The 14218-nt window shown below is 75.0% G+C and carries 10 protein-coding genes and 1 pseudogene; 3 read left to right on the top strand and 8 right to left on the bottom strand.

The features are described 5' to 3' along the window. The 3 genes and pseudogenes from AB0927_RS10235 to AB0927_RS10225 form a co-directional block, all read left to right on the top strand. Positions 1 to 270, top strand: a pseudogene (locus AB0927_RS10235) (2-oxoacid:ferredoxin oxidoreductase subunit beta); the annotation flags it as partial. Positions 271 to 456: 186 nt separating this feature from the next. Then, positions 457 to 1458: an AfsA-related hotdog domain-containing protein gene (locus AB0927_RS10230; RefSeq protein ID WP_366667097.1), complete on the top strand. Its 1002-nt coding sequence runs from the start codon at positions 457 to 459 to the stop codon at positions 1456 to 1458. Between the two features lie 10 nt (positions 1459 to 1468). After that, a complete protein-coding gene (locus tag AB0927_RS10225; protein WP_366667096.1) occupies positions 1469 to 4213 on the top strand; it encodes a BTAD domain-containing putative transcriptional regulator in 2745 nt (914 codons plus the stop codon). Between the two features lie 67 nt (positions 4214 to 4280). On the opposite strand, the gene AB0927_RS10220 is transcribed toward AB0927_RS10225, so the two are convergent. The 8 genes from AB0927_RS10220 to AB0927_RS10185 form a co-directional block, all read right to left on the bottom strand. Then, complete coding sequence (locus tag AB0927_RS10220; RefSeq protein ID WP_366667095.1) at positions 4281 to 5150, bottom strand: 4'-phosphopantetheinyl transferase superfamily protein; 870 nt, start codon at positions 5148 to 5150, stop codon at positions 4281 to 4283. After that, complete coding sequence (locus tag AB0927_RS10215) at positions 5062 to 5916, bottom strand: 2-oxo acid dehydrogenase subunit E2 (protein WP_366667094.1); 855 nt, start codon at positions 5914 to 5916, stop codon at positions 5062 to 5064. The genes AB0927_RS10220 and AB0927_RS10215 overlap by 89 nt, the downstream gene beginning before the upstream one ends. After that, positions 5913 to 6185 carry an acyl carrier protein gene (locus AB0927_RS10210; RefSeq protein ID WP_366667092.1) on the bottom strand — a complete coding sequence of 91 codons (273 nt, stop codon included), beginning with the start codon at positions 6183 to 6185 and terminating at the stop codon, positions 5913 to 5915. Before AB0927_RS10210 ends, AB0927_RS10215 begins: the two co-directional genes overlap by 4 nt. Further along, positions 6182 to 7213, bottom strand: a complete 1032-nt coding sequence (locus tag AB0927_RS10205) for a 3-oxoacyl-ACP synthase III family protein (protein ID WP_366667091.1) — start codon at positions 7211 to 7213, stop codon at positions 6182 to 6184. Before AB0927_RS10205 ends, AB0927_RS10210 begins: the two co-directional genes overlap by 4 nt. Then, positions 7210 to 10269: a type I polyketide synthase gene (locus tag AB0927_RS10200; RefSeq protein WP_366667090.1), complete on the bottom strand. Its 3060-nt coding sequence runs from the start codon at positions 10267 to 10269 to the stop codon at positions 7210 to 7212. Before AB0927_RS10200 ends, AB0927_RS10205 begins: the two co-directional genes overlap by 4 nt. Beyond that, on the bottom strand, positions 10269 to 10547 hold the full coding sequence (locus tag AB0927_RS10195; RefSeq protein ID WP_366667089.1) for an acyl carrier protein: 279 nt from the start codon (positions 10545 to 10547) through the stop codon (positions 10269 to 10271). The genes AB0927_RS10200 and AB0927_RS10195 overlap by 1 nt, the downstream gene beginning before the upstream one ends. Positions 10548 to 10652: 105 nt before the next feature. After that, positions 10653 to 12422, bottom strand: coding sequence for an acyl-CoA dehydrogenase family protein (locus AB0927_RS10190; RefSeq protein WP_366667088.1), 1770 nt, complete (start codon positions 12420 to 12422; stop codon positions 10653 to 10655). After that, positions 12416 to 14218 (bottom strand): acyl-CoA dehydrogenase, encoded by a 1803-nt coding sequence (locus AB0927_RS10185; protein ID WP_366667087.1) that lies wholly within the window; start codon positions 14216 to 14218, stop codon positions 12416 to 12418. The genes AB0927_RS10190 and AB0927_RS10185 overlap by 7 nt, the downstream gene beginning before the upstream one ends.

Raw genomic sequence — 14218 nt, 5'->3', positions numbered from 1 at the left:
GACGTGGTCACCGTCACGGCCGACAACGAGGCGGACCTCCTCGTCCACGACGCCCACGCCGCCACCCCCACCACCGCCTTCGCCCTCTCCCGCCTCGCCGACCCCGACACCCTCCACCACACCCCCATCGGCGTGTTCCGCTCGGTCGAGCGGCCGGTCTACGACGAGCAGATGACCGAGCAACTGGAGCGGGCCGTCGGAGCGCGCGGCGAGGGCGACCTCGGCGCTCTTCTCACCGGCGGCGACTCCTGGACCGTGGGGGCCTCATGACCTGCGCCGTCGTCGGAGGCGAGGTGGTCCGGGCGGGCTGATCGCCGGGGCGAGGGCGCTGCCGCCGCCCCGCTTCAGCGCGGCTTCCCCGGTCCTTCAGCGGAGTCGGGCAACGTGCTCCCCGTCAAGCGCACGTGCCCAGCAAGCCTTCCGCAGAGCCGCCGGACACCGCCGTAGAGGACCCCCATGGACACCTTCACCCCCGCGTCCCCCTCTTTCCTCGGCCCCCACCACCTGGTCCACAGGCCGGGCAGCCCCGAGGCCTTCCTGCTCAAGGCGACCGCGCCGATCCGGCAGAACTTCGCCTTCTCCGCACAACTCCCGGAGGAGAACCCGCTGTTCGGCGATTCCGCGTCGCCGTACCACGACCTGCTGTTCCCCCTGGAGTCGCTGCGCCGGACGATGTCGTTCGCGGCTCGCCGGTACTTCCGGGTGCCGGCGGGCAGGCGCCTCGTGATGGCCTCCGCCGGCGCCGCCGTCACGCGTCTGGACGCCTGGCGCCGCGACGGCAGACGGGCCGGGATCGCCCTCGACCTCGGCATGACGCCGCTCGACGTCGTGAGCGGCGTGCCGCGCGGCCTGGAGTGCCAGGCCACCGTCTCGATCGACGGCAAGCGCTGCGGCACCGCCTCGGCGCGGCTGGTCTTCCCCGCCCAGGAGGCCCACCAGAGCCCTCGTGCGCTCGGCGGGCAGGAGGGCGAGGGGTCCGCGGCGGCCCGGGACTCCGGACCGGCGTCCGCCGGCCTGCCGCTGCCCGAACAGGTGGGCCGCCTCGACAGCCGTGACGTCCTGGTCGGTCCGCCCGCGTACGCCGGCCCGGACGACGGGGGCGGCCTGGTCTTCCCCGTCCGCGCGACGACGGCCGCCGAGCTGCCGGCCGACGCACCCGGCGCGCTGCCGCCGGTGCTGCTCCTGGAGCTGTCCCGGCAGGTGGGCCTGCTGGCAGCGGCGGAGCTGCGCGGATTCGTGCCGTCGTACGCCGTGCTGTCCCGGTGGCAGGCCACGTTCCGGAGCCTCGTCGAACCGGGGGTGCCGCTGCGGTGCTCGGTGCGTGAGGGTGTGCGCCGCGCGGACGGGCAGGTGTCCCGCGACGAGGCCGGCCGTCCGGTGATCGACCTGCGGCTGTCGTTCCGCCAGGGCGAACGGGTCGTGGCGGGTGTCTCCGCGGCCGTGGTGCAGGACTGCTGAGGCGCGCGAGATGAGATACCGAGTCCTCGGCCCCGTGCGCATGTCCGCCCGCACCCCGTCCGCGGCCAAGCTGCGCGCGGTCCTGGCCACCCTGCTGGCCCAGTGCAACACCGTGGTGTCGACCCACACCCTGATCGACGAGCTGTGGGGTGCCGAACCCCCGCGCACGGCCACCACCACCCTCCAGGTGTACGTGTCCCAACTACGCAAGGCGCTGGTGGCGGTGGCCGGCGAGGCCCCCGCGGAGCCGGACGCGGCGCAGCCGCTGCTGACCCGGTCGCCCGGCTATCTGCTGCGGGTGGCCCCCGGCGACCTGGACCTGTCCGTCTTCGAGACGCTGCGGGCCGAGGGCCGGGCCGCGTACGGCAGGGGCGAGTACGCGGCCGCCTCGCGGGCACTGGGGCGGGCGCTCGGGCTCTGGACCGGGCCCGCGCTCTCGGGCATCCCGCACGGGCCCTCGTTGCAGGCCTCCGCGATCAGGCTGGACGAGCTGCGCACCGAGGTGCTGGAGCAGCGGATCTCCGCGGATCTGCGGCTGGGGCTGCACCAGGAGCTGATCGGCGAACTGATGGCGCTGGCGCACGAACACCCACTGCGCGAGACGCTGCACGGTCATCTGATGGTGGCGCTCTACCGGTCCGGCCGGCAGTCCGACGCCTTGCGGGCCTATCAGCGGATACGGCGGTCGCTGGTCGACGAACTGGGGGTGGAGCCCGGCCCGGTGCCGCGCGGGCTCCAGGAGCGGATCCTGGCCTCCGACCCCTCCCTGGCCTGGCACGGCGAGCCGGAGCGCCGGCCCGTGCCGGCCGGTGGTTCCCCCGGCCGCCCGGCCGGGAGGTCCACGGCAGCCGCCGCGCCCACGGTGTGGCTGCCGCCCGCCGTGGCCGACTTCACCGGACGGGAGAGAGAACTCGCCGTCTGTGAGCGGCTGTTGCCGACCGACGCTCCCGGCCGGAACAAGGTGCTGCTGCTGTCGGGCCGGGCGGGCGCCGGGAAGACCGCGCTGGCCGTCCGGCTGGCCCATGGAGCCGCCGACCGGTTTCCCGACGGGCGCGTCCTGGTGACGTTGCGGGACGCGGGCGGGGGGGCCGTCGCGTCGACGACCGCGCTGACCGCCCTGCTGCGCCGCCTGCGCGGCCCGGGCGCGGCGGGTGAGGGAACCGGCTCCGGGACCGAGCCGCTGCCGTCGTCCGAGGCGGAACTCGCGGAGCTGCTGTACGAACGCACCGCGGGCCGCAGGATGCTGCTGGTCCTGGACGACGCCGTCTCGGAGGCGCAGGTACGGCCGCTGCTGTCGGCCGTGCCGGACAGCACCGTGGTGCTGACGAGCCGTCATGTCCTGGGCGCGCTCCAGGAGGTGGAGCGTCTGACGCTCGACGTGCTCTCCGCGCCGGAGGCCGAGGCCCTGCTCACCGCGTGCGGGGGCCGGCGGATGCGGAAGGACCCGGAGGCGGCGGGCGAGATCGCCCGGCTCTGCGGCCGGCTGCCGCTGGCCCTGCGGGTGGCGGCGGCCGGGCTCGCGGCCCGGCCGCACTGGACCGCCGCCGGGCTCGCCCGGCGGCTGCGCGACGAACGCACCCGGCTGTCCGCGCTCCGGCTGGGCGATCTCGACGTACGCGGCAGGCTGTTGACCGCCTACCGGGATGTGGACGAGGAGGCCAGGCACGCCTTCCGGATCCTGGGGCCGGCCCCGCTGCCCGACTTCTCGTTGTGGACCGCCGCCGCGCTGCTCGGCACGGGCCCGGCGGAGGCCGAGCGGCTCGTCGAGGAACTGGTGCAGGCCCATCTGCTGGAGGCGCGGCGGCAGCCGGAGCGGCGGGGCCCCGTGCGCTACGGCTTCCACGCGCTGCTGCGCTCGCTGTCCCTCGAAACGCTGGACCGGCACCCGCAGGAGGGCTCCGCCGCCGTGGAGCGGCTGTGCCACGCCTTCCTGACGCTGGCCAGGCACGCGGACGCCCGGCTGACGCCCGGCCGGGACCGGCTCGCGCACGAGGCCCGGCCGCCGGCCGGGATCTCGCCCGAGGAGGTGGTGGGCGGTGCGCCGCTGCGGTGGTTCCAGGAGGAGTCCGCGGGCCTGTCGGAGGCGGTGCGGCGGGCCCACGCGGCCGGGTGGTGGGATCTGTGCTGCGCCCTGGCCTCGGCCTCGGCCGGCTACTACGAGGCGGCCGCCCTGTGGGACGAGTGGGAGGCGACGCACGGTCTCGCGCTGGACGCGGCCCGCAGGTCCGGCGACGGCCACGCGGAGGCCGTCGTCCTGCGGTCCCTGGGCGACCTGGCCTGGCAGCGCCGGCAGACGTCGGCGGCGGTCGAGCGGTACCGCCGCGCCGGGGAGCTGTTCACCCGGCGGGGTGACCGGGCCGCGGCGGGGCGTTGCCTGTCCGCGGAGGCGGACGTGTACCTCGGGACGGGTCGGGCCGCGGAGGCCGAGGGTGCCTGTGCGCGGGCCCTGTCGGTGAGCCGGTCGGCCGGCGATGCGCGCGGCACCGCGGAGGCGCTGCGCGGACTGGCCCTGGTGGCGGTGCGCGAGGGACGTCACGAGGAGGCGCTGGCCCGGCTGGCGGAGTGCGAGCGCGCGGCGCGCTCCGTGGGCGACCGCCGCTGGACCGAGTACGCCCACCGCACGGCGTCCGCCGTCCGCGCGGCCCTCGCGACCGGCGGACCGGCCGCGGCGACCGCGATCCCCCTCGAAGTCCGCCCGGGCGTCTGGCTCTTCGGCCCGTCGGTACCGGCCCGGCGCGCGGAGTACGCGGTCTGAGGCGCCGCCCGCGGCGAGGGCGCGGGCGGTGTCAACCCCGGGGTCCCGCCGCGCGCGGCCCCCGGGCTCACCACGCGTCGGCGGCGATCGCCGCCCGCTCCTCCTCCCCCAGTGCCGCCACCACGGCGTCGACGATGCCCGGATCGAGCGCCGTGCCCGCCGCCGTGTCCGTCGTACGGCCGAAGCCCGCGTCCTGCACGGCGACGCCGAGGGTGTAGCGGTCGTCGAGCGAGCCCGTACGGAAGGTCCATCTGCCGACCGACGCGGGGGTGCCGTCGGGGCGCAGGACGTCCACGGGGGCCCGGTCCGGGGGGAAGCCGAAGTCCGTGAAGCGGAAGCGCAGGCCGAGCCCGAGGGCCTTGCTGTAGGCCTCCTTCAGGGTCCACAGGCGCAGCACGGCGGGGTTGCGTTCCGCGAGCGGCAGGGCCTCGATCCGCTCCCGTTCGTAGGGGGTGCACAGGTGCCGGTCCAGCCCCGGGCCGTACAGGATCCGTTCGTCCGGCTCGGCGTCGACGCCGATCGGGCCGTCGGTGGCCAGGCCGACCAGCAGCAGGCCGTCGGTGTGGCTGAGGCTGAGGTGGACGCCGTCGTAGCCGCGCAGTTGGGGGCGCCCGGTGAGGCCGTAGCCGATCTCGACCGACTCGGGCCGTACGCCGAGCGCCGCCGCGGCCGCGAACCTCAGCAGGACGCGCGAGGCGGCGAACCGGCCGCGGACCTGCGGATGCGTCAGCTCCAGATAGCGGTCCCAGTCCCGGCCGAGGAGCGCGCGCAGCCGCGGCAGGCCCGCCCGCTGCGGCCGCCAGGCGTCCTGGCGGGCGAACAGTACGGCGGCCCCGTGCCGGTCCAGGTCAGCGCGTACCCTGCCCCAGTCCCCTGAGGGGCCGCGGATCTCGATCGGCTCCCCGAGGGTCCGGCCCGGTGCCGTCGGCGCCTTCATGGAAGGCCTCCATCGTGTCGTGGAGATCGGTGAGCACATCGGCGGCGGCGGCGCCGTCGATGACCCGGTGGTCGAAGGTGAGGCCGAGCCGCATCACGGGCGCGGGCACCACGGCGCCGTCGCGCACCACCGGGCGGTCCACGACCCGGCCCGCGCACAGGGTGACGGCGGTGCCGCCGGACGAGTGGAAGCCGTCCACGACGCGATGGCCGAGCGAGCTGACCGAGACGGTGCCGAACGCGGCGGCGCGGCGGCGCGGGTCGCGCAGCGCCGTGCCGAACGCGGCCCGGCCGACCGGCACCGGGAGCCGGCTCAGCATCCGTACGCCCTTGAACTCGGGCAGGTCGGCGGCCTGTTCGCCCCGGTAGCGGTCGACGCGTTCCTGGATCTCGGCGAGGGTGGCCGTCTCCAGGCCGGGCAGGAGCGCCGAGAGGACGGTGCGCTCGCCCTCGACGGGCCGGTCCAGGGCGAGTTTGGCGGTGACGCCGTCGAAGCGCACGGTCCTCGGGCGCCGCAGCCGGCCGGGCCAGCCGGGGGCCATCGCGGCGTTGGCCCCGGGGTGGCGGGCGAGGACCCGGCCGGTGGCGTACAGCAGGTAGCTGACGACGGAGTAGCGCCGGCCGTCCGCGCGGGCGGCGGCGCGGTGCGCCAGTACGCGGGACATGTCGATGTCCGTGTCCAGGTGCACGGGCCGCTGGGCCGCCGCCCACTCCAGGAAGTACAGGGTGTGGCGGCGGCGCCGTTCGGCGGTGACGGCGGGTGTCACCCGAGCACCGCCAGTTCGTAGATCTCCCGCAGGCTGCGGGCCTCCAGGACCTTGCCGACCGGGACCCTGCGGCCGATGGCGGCTTCCAGGGAGGTGACCAGTTTGAGGAGGTACAGCGAGTCCCAGTCGGGGAGTTCGTCGAAGTCGGCGTCGACCTGCTCGGGGGCGAGCGGCATCCCGAGTTCCTCGGTGACGAGCCGTACGTAGTCGTCCGGGGTGAAGCCGCCGGTGGCGGCGACGGACGCGGGGGCGGTGCTGTCGGCGCTCATATCTTCTCCAGGGCGAAACCGGCCTTGATCCACTTGCTGGACTCGACGGCGACCGCGAGGGCCCTCTCGCCCTCGGCCATCTGTTCCAGCAACTTCTCGATCTGCAGGAAGGGCAGGGCGTTTCCGTTGTTGCCGGTGTCCGCGACGCAGCTGACGTCCCGCGCACTCGGCACATCGAGTTCCTCGGTGATGCGGCGGGTCATGCGGCCGGACAGCTGGGGCGGCAGCAGATAGTCCAACTGGTCGGCCTCCCAGTCGAGTTCGCCGAGCAGCTCCCAGAGGATCTCGACGGCCATGACGGGCACGGACTCCTCGATGGCCTTGTAGTCCTCGATGAGGGCCTGGCGGTCGTCGTACCGGTCGGCGAGCCCGAACCACTCGATGACCTGGCCGGGCTTGCGGCCGAGGCCGGTGAAGCGGTTGAGGACATGCCGCAGGGCGAGGCGCTGTCCGCGCGGCTCGTCGTTGACCACGGCCGCGCCGGCGCCGTCGCCGAACAGGACGTAGTTGACGAGGTCGCCGGGGGCGGCGCCGGCCACGTCGCGCTGGAGGTCGAGGTGCTTGCTGCACACGTCGCCGCCGATGACGAGTCCCGTGCGGTACTGGCCGGAGGCGATCATCGTCTGCGCGAGGCTCAGGGCCTGAACGGCACCCGCGCAGCCGGACTGGAGCTGGAAGGTCGGCACCTGGTCCAGGCCGAGCTGGTCGGCGACGTGGTTGACGGTGGCGGGCATCAGGGTGTCGGGGGTCGCGGTGCCGAGGACGAGGAAGTCGATCTCGGCCGGGTCCACCTCGGGGGCGGCGAGTGCCTTCTCCGCGGCCTGGGCGCACAGGTCGGCGAGCGACCAGCGGACTTCTCCGGTGCCGAGGTCCCGGGCGAAGTGCCGGGTCCTGGTGCCGATGAAGACCTCGATCCAGTCCTCGTTGATGCCCAGCACTTTGGCCAGGGTGGCGTTGTCCACCGGCGCGCCGGGCAGGGCGGTGCCGAGGGAGGCGAGATACGTGGTGGCAGCGGTCGGGGTGGTCATGCCGTCCTCTCTTCGTCCATGAGCGTCCGCTTCTGCGCCGCGTCGCCGAAGCCCGCGGGGCCGGGCACCGCCGCGCCGCTCTCGCGCAGGAAGGCGACGAGGTCGCCGACGGAGGAGAGACGGGGCAGGAGGTCCTGGACCGTCAGGGTGCCGATGCCGCTGAGCCGGGACTCCAGCCGGCTCTTCAGCTCCATGATCATGACGGAGTCGAAGCCGAGGTCCTCGTACAGCCGGTCGTGCGGGCCGACCTCGGCGTCGGTGTAGCCGCCGACCGTCCGGACGGCGCCGAGCACGGCGTCCGCGACCGGGTCCGCCGGGCCGCCGGGCCGGTCCAGGGTGAGGACGGCGGCGGGCGCGGACTGCGGTCCCTGGTGAGGCGCGAGCACCTGGGCCGGCGGTTCGGCGACCGTCCCCCGGCCGTGCACCGGTTCCCTCGCCCAGTAGCGGTGTTCCGTGGAGAAGGTGTACGGCGGCAGCGGGTGCGGAACCCGGTCCTCGGGTGCGTGGGCGGCGTCCCAGTCGGGTTCGACGCCGCCCCGGTACAGCTCGGCGAGGGCCTCGGCGAGGTCCCGGCCGGCGGATCCGGGACCGCGCACCGGCAGGACGTGCGCGGGGCCCGCCCCCGAGGCGGGGCCGGCGAGGCGACGCACCATCGCGGAGAGCACCGGCTGGGGTCCGGCCTCCACCAGATGGGTCGGCCCGTCGGCGAGCAGGGCGCCGGCCGCGTCGGCGAACAGCACGGTGGAGCCGACGTGTTCCACCCAGTACGCGGCGTCCATCGCCTCCCCGTCGAGCACCCGGCCGCGGACGGTCGAGTACAGCGGGATCTCGGGCACTCCCCCGCCGACCTCTTCGGCGACCTCGGCGAAGCGGTCCAGGACGGGCCGCATCAGCGGTGAGTGGAAGGCATGCGAGACCTGGAGGCGGCGGACGGTGACGCCCTGGGCCGTCAGCTCGGCACCGATCTTGTCCAGGGTCTCCAGATCGCCGGAGAGCACCGTGGACGTGGGGCCGTTGACCGCGGCGACGCCGATCAGGGGCTCGCCTTCGATCCGCGGCTCCAGGTCCGCCCGGGCGGCGCGGACGGACAGCATGCCGCCGCCCTCGGGCAGTTCCTGCATCAGGGCGCCCCGGGCGGCGATCAGCCGGGCGGCTCCGTCCAGCGGGAGCGCGCCGGCCAGGACGGCGGCGGCGAACTCGCCGACGCTGTGTCCGAGGAGCAGTTCGGCGCGCACGCCGAGTCCGGTCAGGGTACGGCCGAGGGCGTAGCCGACGGCGAACAGGGCGGGCTGCGTCCAGCGCGTGCTATGCACCGCCTCGTCACCGGCGAGGATCAGATCGCGCACGGACTTCCCGGTGTACGGCAGCAGCGCGGCGTCGGCTTCGTCGAGGAAGTGCCGGTAAAGCGGCGCCTGTTCGTACAGTGCGGCGGTCATCTTCGGGTACTGGGCGCCCTGTCCGGTGAACAGGAACGCGGTGCGGGGCCGCCCGGCGGGCCTCGCCGACAGCCGGGCCAGCAGCTCGGGGGCGGCGGCCGACTCCCGCAGCGTGGCGACGAGTTCGCGGGTGTCGGTCGCGGCGGTCGCGAACCGGTGGCGGTGTCCCGTCTTGACCCGGTTGCTCGACCTGGCCAGCGGGCCCAGCGGGACGCGCCGGGCCGCCGCCGCGTCCGCCTGGGCCAGCAGGTTGCGGCGCAGCGCGTCGGCGGTCGGCGCGGTGAGGGTGAAGACGGCGGCGCCGATCCCGCCCGGCGCGGCGCGGTCGGCCGGTGCGGGGCGCGTGGCGCGGGCGGGCGCGGATTCCAGGACGGCGTGGGCGTTGGTGCCGCCCATGCCGAAGCTGCTGAGCCCGGCGACGGTGGGGCCGGCGGGCAGCCGCAGCGGTGCCTTGAGGAGCCGCAGCCCGTGCTCGCGCAGCTTGAGCCGCTTGTTCTCCTTGGCCGCGAAGCGGCTGGCGGGGACGGTGCGGTGGTGCAGGGACAGGGCGACCTTGATCAGTCCGGCGATGCCGGCGGCGCCCTCGGTGTGGCCGAGGTTGCCCTTGACCGAGCCGATCGCCATGGGCTTCGCGGCCCGGCCGGCGTGGTGGTGGCCGAGCGCCCTGACCTCCATCATGTCGCCGAGCGCGGTGCCGGTGCCGTGGGCCTCGGTGAAGGCCACGTCGGCGGGTTCGACACCGGCCCTGCGGTAGGCGGCGGTGATCACCTCCTGCTGGGACCAGCGGTTGGGCGCGGTGATCCCGTTGCTGCGGCCGTCCTGGTTGACGGCGGTGCCGCGGATGACGGCGTACACCCGCTGGCCGTCGGCGACCGCGTCCCGCAGCCTGCGCAGCACGATCACGCCGACGCCCTCGCCGCGGCCGATGCCGTCGGCCTCGGCGCTGAAGGGCTTGCAGCGGCCGTCGGGGGAGGACAGCCCGGCCTGGGTGTAGAAGATCGACAGGGCCGGGGTGAGGGCCACGTTGACGCCGCCGACGAGCGCGGTGTCGCACTCCTCGGCCAGCAGCGCGTTCGCCGCGAGGTGCGCGGCGACCAGCGAGGACGAGCAGGCGGTGTCGACGGCGAGGCTGGGGCCCTTGAGGTCGAGGTGGTAGGAGATCCGGTTGGCGGTCATGCAGTAGCCGTTGCCGGAGCCGACCTGCGCGGTGACGTTGGCGTAGTCGGTGAGGTGCAGCTGGGCCCACTCGTTGCCCATGATGCCGACGAAGACGCCCGTCCGGGTGCCGGCGAGGGCCCGCGGCGGCACTCCCGCGTCCTCGACCGCCCGCCACGCGCACTGCAGCAGCAGCCGCTGCTGGGGGTCCATGGCGGCCGCCTCGCGCGGCGAGATGGTGAAGAACTCGTTGTCGAACGCGTCCGGGTCGGTGATGAAGCCGCCCTCGGTGGTGTTGGAGTGCCCTTCCTCTCCGGCCGCCGAGTGGAACTCCTTGGCGTCCCACCGCTGCCGGGGCACCTCCCCCACCCCGTCCGCGCCGCGCATCAGCAGGTCCCAGTAGGCGCCGGTGTCGGGCGCCCCCGGGAATCTGCAGTCGATGCCGACGATGGCTATGGGCTCCATCAGGCGCCGCCGTCCTTCGCGGCCAGCTCCTGGACGAGGTGGCCGGCGAGCGCGTGGACGGTCGGGTAGTCCCAGGCGGCCGTCGGCTCGATCACGAGGTCGAAGTCGTCCTCGATGTCGCCGCACAGGCTCAGGGCGGCGACGGAGTCCAGGCCGTACTCGGCGAGGGGCACGTCGGGGTCGATCTCGGCGGGGCTCCGCGTGAGATAGAGGGCGATGCGCTCGGCCAACCACGTGGTCAGAGACTCGGTGGTGTGTCCGGTGGTCGGAACGGGCATGGTGCACTCCTCGCGAGGGTGAACGGTGGTCGCGTGCTGCCGTGGCGGTGAGGACCGGCGGACGGCGCGGGCGGGCCGTCGCCCGCGCCGGCCGGCCGGTGTCCGTCAGCCGGCGAGCGGGGTGTCGTACAGGTCGTAGCTGGTGCGTTCGCGGAATCTGCGCAGCACTTCCTCGTGCATGCGCGCGTCCACGGAGGCCGGGAGGCCGGCGGGCCGCCGGCCCAGGCGCCGGGCGAGACGGTGCAGTGCGGCGGCGAGCCAGGCGGGGTCGGCGAGGAACGCGTCGCCGCCGTCGCGGGCGGCCTGCTGCCAGACGCCGATCGCGGCGGCGGCCGCGAGCAGGACGGCGTAGCGGTCGGCGAGGGCGAAGACGGCGGGTGCGGCGAGGGCCGTGCGGTCCTGGGGTGCGAGCGCCCGGCTCGCCTCCTGGACCTGCCGCAGCTCGTCCACCAGCTGGAGCGTGAGCCGCTGGACGGCCCGCTCCTCGGGCGAGGCGCCGGGCAGCCGGTCCACGGCGGCGACCAGGGTGGCGCTGAGCGCGTCCCGGCCGCTCGCCAGGGTGAGCCGGTCGTAGGGCAGCCCGGGCAGGTCCGCGCGCGGCTGGAACAGCCGCGCGGGGGCCGGTTCGTCGGCGAACCAGGAGCGCCGGGCGAGCCGGGACAGCTGCGGGATGATCGTGGCCTGGCAGGCGGCGGAGCCGGCGTGGCCGAGGCTGAGCACCGGCAGGTCGCGCAGGTGCTTCTGGAAGATGCCGTACTCGCCGTCGCGGAGGTAGAAGCGGGCCCCGAGCACGATGGACAGGTCGTGCATGGTGTCGGTGAGCACCTTCGGGACGAGGTACTTGGCGGCGGCGGCGAAGACGCTGGTCTGCTCGGGCAGCAGGTGCACCGCGCGGGTCGCGGCCAGCGAGAGGCTGTCGCAGGTCAGCAGGTCGGTGAAGGCGCCGGACAGGGTGTCCCTGGCGTGCGGGATCTCCATGACGGACTTGCGGTACAGCTGCCGGCCCAGCGCGAAGCGCACCACGGTCCGCAGCGCCGTGTCGGTGGTGCCGACGGCCATGCCGGGGAGCGCGGACCGGGTGATCTGGAAGGCGCGCAGCGCGGTTTCGACGCCCTTGCCGCTCTCGCCGACGAGGGCCGAGGCGGGCACGGGCGTGCCGTCGAACCGGAGTCCGGACAGGAGGCAGCCGCGTACGCCGACGGCGTCGTAGCGGGGCAGTATCCGAAAGGTGTCCGCCGCCAGGCCGTCGCGCTCGACGAGGAGCACGGAGTGGCTGCGGCTGCCCGGTGCGGGGCTGGTGCGGCTGAACAGGACCCAGGCGTCGGCGCGTCCGGCGTTGTTGATGACCTGCTTGGCGCCGTACAGCCGGAAGCCGCCGCCGTCGGGGCGGGCCTCGAACTCGTTGCGCACGAAGTCGTTGCCGTGCGCGAGTTCGTGGTAGGCGACCGCCACCTTGCCGCCGCCGGTGAGGATCCGCGCGAGCCTTTCGCGCTGCGCGGCGTCGCCGGAGGTCCAGACGTTGACGGCGGCCATGAAGGAGGTGACGCCGTAGCCCAGGCCGAGGGCGACGTCGCGGCGGAACACCTGGCGCATGACCCGTACCAGGATGTCGAGCCGCTCCAGGCGGCCGCCCTCGGCGCGCGGCACGAAGTCGGCGCCCAGGCCCAGTTCGTCGAGGGCGCGCTCGCCGGCCCGGGAGAGTTCACCGGCCTCGTCCGCCTCCAGGAGCCTGGCGTAGGACAGTTCGTTGCCGTCGTCGGTGGGGTCGCCGAGCCGCCGGTCCAGCTCGGCCACGCGGGCCGCGGCCCGCGCTTCCTGCCCGGTCGCCTCCTGACCGTCGGGTACGGCGCCCCGGGGCTCTGTGCCGATCAGCATGACGTCCTCTCACTCTCTCCGGCTGCCGCGGCGGTGGTCGCGGGCTGCCGCTCGGGGATCCGCTGGGGCAGCAGCGAGAACAGCCGGCCCGCCGAGCGGGCCGCCCGCAGGGCGCCGAGCAGGTCTTCGTACGTCTCCTCGCCGGCCGCCGCCGGTTCGCCGAGGCGGCGCAGCAGCCGGTCGAGGGCGGTGTGCAGCCACAGCCCGTCGCGCCACAGGTGCCCGGTGTCCGGGTCGTCCCGCAGGTGGTCGGCGCTCCGCGTCCACAGGCCGAGGCAGGCCGCGCCCGCCCAGCACAGGGTGTAGCGGCGGGCGACCTCGAAGGCGGCGGGCGGGACCTCGGTGAGGACGCCCTGGTGCTCCTCCATCTCGGTGTGCACCGCGGTGGTGACGGCGAGCAGCCGCCGCGCGGCCTCGGCCACCGGGGCGAGGGCGGGGTTCCGTGCCGCCCGCCGGGCGATCTCGTCGACGTGGGCGGGCAGGGACGCCGTCACGCCGCTGCCGTACCGGGCCACCAGCGTCAGCCGCGCCGGGTCCAGGGGCGGCAGCGGTGCCGTCAGGTCACAGGCCACCTCGGCGCCGGCCGTGTCGCCGGTGCCGCGCCGGAACCCGCGGGCCAGTGAACGGAACTGGTTCACCAGGGAGTTGAGGTTGACCAGGGTGTTGCCGTCGAAGAGTCCGACGAGCCGGTGGTCGCGCACGACCTTCTGGAACCGGCCGCCGGCGTAGACGCCCTTGAGGAAGGCGCGGGCGCCGAGCAGCCCGGTCAGGTCGGCGAGGACCTGGTCGGTGCCGGTGGGCAGCAGGTACTTGGTGACGGCCGAGGTGACGCCGAGTTCGGCGGTCTGGGCCTGTACGGCGCGGGCGGCGACCAGGGCGACCGCCTCGTGCAGCAGGACGTCGGCGGCGGCACCGGTCAGCACGTGCCGGGCCTGCGGGAGATCGACGAGCCGGCGGCCGTACAGCTCGCGCTCCTCGGCGAAGTCCAGGCCGAGCCGCAGCCCGTGGTCGCCGGCGCCGAGCGACAGCGCCGCGCACATGGTGCGGGTGAGCTGGAGCGCCTTGAGCACGATCTCCAGGCCCGCGCCCTCGGCTCCGACGAGGGCGCTTCGCGGCACCCTGGCCCGGTCGAAGGCGATGCCCGAGATGTCGGCGCCGCGGATGCCGTGGGTGCGGATCTTGGGGAGGTGGCGGTAGGTGCCCTCGGCGAGTTCCCGCTTGTCCACGAGGAGGACGCTGAAGCCGCGCGGGCCGCCGTCCGGGCGCGTGCGGGTCAGCAGCGACAGCACCGAGCCCCGGGTGGCGTTGTTGATCAGCCACTTCTCGCCGCTGACCAGCCAGTGGCCGTCGTGGTCCGGCTCCTGGCCGTCGGTGCGCACCTCACCGGCCAGCAGGTCGCTGCCGTGGGCGCGTTCGGTGAGCCCGAGACAGACCGGGACCCCGGCCATGATGTCGGCGCCGAGCCGGGCGCCCTGCTCCGCCGAGCCGGCGATCCAGACGCAGACCCCGCCGAGGTAGGTCTTTCCGTGGCCGATGGCGCAGGTCAGATCGCGGCGGGCGACGGCGCGCACGAGCTGGAGCACCTGCTCGTAGTCGCGCAGCCCGCCGCCGTACTCGACCGGTACGTAGTGGTCGGGCAGCCCCCATTCCTGGAAGCGGCGGCAGATGTCGGCGGGGAAGTCCTCCCTCTCGTCCAGCTCCGCGCAGCGCGCGTAGGAGAAGACCTCACCGGGGTCGTGCGGGTCGCCGAGGTGGTAGTCGAACTCCTCGGCGAGCCGGTAGGGCAGGTGTTCCAT

This window comes from Streptomyces sp. NPDC048106, from assembly GCF_040706415.1.
Classification (GTDB): domain Bacteria; phylum Actinomycetota; class Actinomycetes; order Streptomycetales; family Streptomycetaceae; genus Streptomyces.
This window is presented reverse-complemented; position numbering and strand designations above follow the sequence as displayed.

Coding starts and splice junctions, on each gene's coding strand:
- AB0927_RS10205 (WP_366667091.1), bottom strand. CDS start 7,213: ATGACCACCCCGACCGCTGCCACCACGTATCTCGCCTCCCTCGGCACC.
- AB0927_RS10225 (WP_366667096.1), top strand. CDS start 1,469: ATGAGATACCGAGTCCTCGGCCCCGTGCGCATGTCCGCCCGCACCCCG.
- AB0927_RS10230 (WP_366667097.1), top strand. CDS start 457: ATGGACACCTTCACCCCCGCGTCCCCCTCTTTCCTCGGCCCCCACCAC.
- AB0927_RS10200 (WP_366667090.1), bottom strand. CDS start 10,269: ATGGAGCCCATAGCCATCGTCGGCATCGACTGCAGATTCCCGGGGGCG.
- AB0927_RS10220 (WP_366667095.1), bottom strand. CDS start 5,150: ATGAAGGCGCCGACGGCACCGGGCCGGACCCTCGGGGAGCCGATCGAG.
- AB0927_RS10190 (WP_366667088.1), bottom strand. CDS start 12,422: ATGCTGATCGGCACAGAGCCCCGGGGCGCCGTACCCGACGGTCAGGAG.
- AB0927_RS10185 (WP_366667087.1), bottom strand. CDS start 14,218: ATGGAACACCTGCCCTACCGGCTCGCCGAGGAGTTCGACTACCACCTC.
- AB0927_RS10210 (WP_366667092.1), bottom strand. CDS start 6,185: ATGAGCGCCGACAGCACCGCCCCCGCGTCCGTCGCCGCCACCGGCGGC.
- AB0927_RS10195 (WP_366667089.1), bottom strand. CDS start 10,547: ATGCCCGTTCCGACCACCGGACACACCACCGAGTCTCTGACCACGTGG.